Raw genomic sequence first — 3,050 nt, 5'->3', positions numbered from 1 at the left:
TTCGCCGCCATCTCTGCGACGGCCGCCTCACGAAGCTCCTGCACGTCAGCGGCCTGCGGGGCATCCACCTGCCCGTGGGCGTCCACGCCGTCGAGCAGCGACTCGTCGAAGGGGACTTCGCCGCTGAGCACCCGACGCACGCGGGCGCGGTCGATCTGCTTCGTCCAGGTGCCGATGAGGAGCGTCGCCACCGCGTTGCCCGTGAAGTTCGTGAGCGCGCGCCCTTCCGACATGAACCGGTCGATGCCCACGATCACGCCGACGCCGTCCACCAGATCGGGACGATAGGCCTGGAGACCACCGGCGAGGGTGGCAAGACCGGCACCGGTAACCCCCGCTGCGCCCTTGCTCGCGATGATCATGAACACCAGCAGACCGATCTGCTCACCGATCGTCATCGGCTGCCCCATCCCCGTGGCGATGAACAGCGAGGCCATCGTGAGGTAGATCGCCGTACCGTCGAGGTTGAACGAGTACCCGGTCGGGACGGTGATGCCCACCACGGGCTTGGAGACGCCGACGAACTCCATCTTCGCGATCAGTCGAGGAAGCGCCGATTCCGACGAGGAGGTGCCGACGATGAGCAGGTACTCCCTGGCCAGGTACTTCATGAGGGCGAAGATGTTCACGCGGGTCACCGTCCACAGCAGCACCCCGAGGATCACGACGATGAACAGGATGCAGGTGATGTAGAACGCGATCATCAGCGTGCCCAGGCTCCAGATCGCCGCGACGCCGGTCTTGCCCACGACGGCCGCGATCGCGCCGAACGCTCCGAGCGGCGCGAGCCACAGGATCATTCCGAGGATGCGGAAGACCAGCTTCTGGAGCTGCTTGACCGCCTCCATGATCGGGGCGCCGCGATCCCCGAGCCCCTGGAGGGCGAAGCCGACGAGCAGCGCGATGAACAGCACCTGCAGCACGCTCTCCCCGGTGAAAGCCGAGAAGAACGTGGTCGGGATGATGCCGAGGATGAACTCCTGCGTCGTCTTGGCCTCCGCTTCGACCGCGTCGTAGGTGGAGGAGGCCATGTCCAGTCCCGCGCCGGGGTGGATGATGTTGCCGACGACGAGTCCGATCGCGAGCGCGAAGGTGGACATGATCATGAAGTACAGCAGCGCCAGCCCCCCGATCTTGCCGACGGTGGCCGCCTTTGCGATGGAACCCACCCCGACCACGATCGTGCAGAAGATGATCGGCGCGATCATCATCTTGATCAGCGCGACGAAACCCTTGCCCAGCGGTTCGAACGCCTGTCCGACCTCCGGCCAGACGAGGCCGACGACGGCGCCGAGCACGACCGCGAGGAGCACGGACACATACAGCCACGTGTGCCGATCCCACGATTGCTTCCCTCGGCGCCAATTGAACTTCGGCAGTGAGAATCCTGTTGTGAGCGCCATCGCGTCCTCCTCGATCTTCGACGTCTTCGTCCGGGTGGGCGGCTGCTTCGCCGCCGATCAGTGATCACGGTGTCCGACTTCACGCATCGGGGCGAGTTGTGGTCGTATTGGTCACGGCACCTGAGCATCGACGATCGGAGGAAGCGATGGCGCACACCTCCCGCAGCCGCAGCACCGCCTCACGCGTCTTCGTGGTGCTGCTTGTCGCGGCGGTCGTGATCGGCGCCCTCGTGGCGGTCTTCCTCGTCATCGAAGCGCAACGATCGATCCGCGCCGAGGCCGAACGGGTGACGGCGGCCACCTCGGCCTCCTTCGCCGCCTCGCCTCTGGTGATCGACGGTCTGCGCTCGAACGATCAGGGCGCGGCGACCCAGGTGCTCGAGCCGTACTCCCTCGACGTGATCGCCGGCGCGGGGCTCGACTTCATCACGATCATGACCCCGGACGGCACGCGGATCACCCACCCCGACGCCGACCAGATCGGCGGGATCTACCTGGGCACGATCCCCGCGTCACCGCAGACTCTGACCGAGGAGTTCACCGGAACCCTCGGACCCTCCGTGCGCACGATCACTCCCGTCACCGCAGCGGATGGAGAACTGATCGGCTGGGTCGCCGCCGGTGTGACGACAGAATCCATCACCGATACCCTGATCCGCCGCCTGCCGCTCACGCTCGGTATCACGGTGGGCCTCGTCGCGCTCGGCGCCGGCGGCGCGGTGATCGCCCGTCGGGTGACCCGTCGCATCGCCGGCGACCTGCCGCCCGGGCAGGTGCGTGATGCGGTGTCCTCGTACGAGTCGATCCGCACCCTCGGAGAGGCCCTGCGTGCACAGACCCACGAGCACGGGAACCGGATGCACGCGGCGGTGGCGCTGCTCGAGCTCGGACGCCGTGACGAGGCGATCGAGATCCTCACGGAGACGTCTCGACAGAGCCAGTCGCTCGTCGATCAGGTGACCGCGCGACGTCACGGTGATCCCGCTGTCGGCGCGCTCCTGCTGGGCAAGGCCTCCCAGGCCAAGGAGCGCGGCATAGACTGGCGGGTGCACATCGAGCCGGACGCACCCGGCACGCCGCTGTCGCCCGTCGATGCCGTCTCGGTGCTCGGCAACCTCGTCGACAACGCCATGGATGCCGCCGTCGAGTCGGACGACCTCTGGGTGCAGGTCTCTCTCCGCTCGCACGAGGGTGCGGGGATCGTGCTGGAGGTTTCGGACAGCGGTCCCGGAATCCCGCCGGCCGTGCGTGAGCGGATCTTCGACCAGGGCTACTCCACGAAGCCCGCCGATGCGCAGGGACGCGGCATCGGCCTGGCGCTCGTGCGTTCCGTGGTGATCGGAGCGGGCGGCTCGGTGACGGTGAGCGACGACCCGACGACATTCCGGGTCATCCTTCCGGCCGCGTCACCGCGGAGGTCGCAGCAATGATCCGCACCCTCATCGTCGACGACGATTCTCTGACCCTCGAACTGCATCGCGACTATGTGGCACGTCTCGAAGGGTTCGAGGTCGCCGGCACCGACGGCGACGTCGTCGCCCGTCACGGCAATGCCGATGCGCTGATCCTGCCGCGCTCCAGCCTCAAGCCCCTGCAGGCCATCGCCTGCATCACTGCAGGCGCGGTGCTCGAGGGCGAGCAGCTGGC

3 protein-coding genes are annotated in these 3,050 nt (G+C 67.3%); 2 read left to right on the top strand and 1 reads right to left on the bottom strand.

The window, feature by feature from the left end; genetic code table 11:
- A partial coding sequence (locus KZA10_RS10885) for a cation:dicarboxylate symporter family transporter (RefSeq protein WP_256934729.1) occupies positions 1–1,403 on the bottom strand: 1,403 nt, incomplete at its 3' end.
- 146 nt (positions 1,404–1,549) lie between these two features.
- On the opposite strand from KZA10_RS10885, the gene KZA10_RS10880 reads away from it, so the two are divergent.
- Both KZA10_RS10880 and KZA10_RS18060 read left to right on the top strand, forming a co-directional pair.
- A complete protein-coding gene (locus tag KZA10_RS10880; RefSeq protein WP_218682890.1) occupies positions 1,550–2,833 on the top strand; it encodes an ATP-binding protein in 1,284 nt (427 codons plus the stop codon).
- On the top strand, positions 2,830–3,050 hold a 221-nt coding region (locus KZA10_RS18060; RefSeq protein ID WP_256934728.1), incomplete at its 3' end, for an asparaginase. The genes KZA10_RS10880 and KZA10_RS18060, both read left to right, overlap by 4 nt.

This window comes from Microbacterium sp. BF1 (assembly GCF_019279095.1).
GTDB lineage: Bacteria > Actinomycetota > Actinomycetes > Actinomycetales > Microbacteriaceae > Microbacterium > Microbacterium maritypicum.
Note: the sequence above shows the minus strand (reverse complement) of the source record. Positions and strands in the feature narration are given on the sequence as shown.

Coding starts and splice junctions, on each gene's coding strand:
- KZA10_RS10880 (WP_218682890.1), top strand. CDS start 1,550: ATGGCGCACACCTCCCGCAGCCGCAGCACCGCCTCACGCGTCTTCGTG.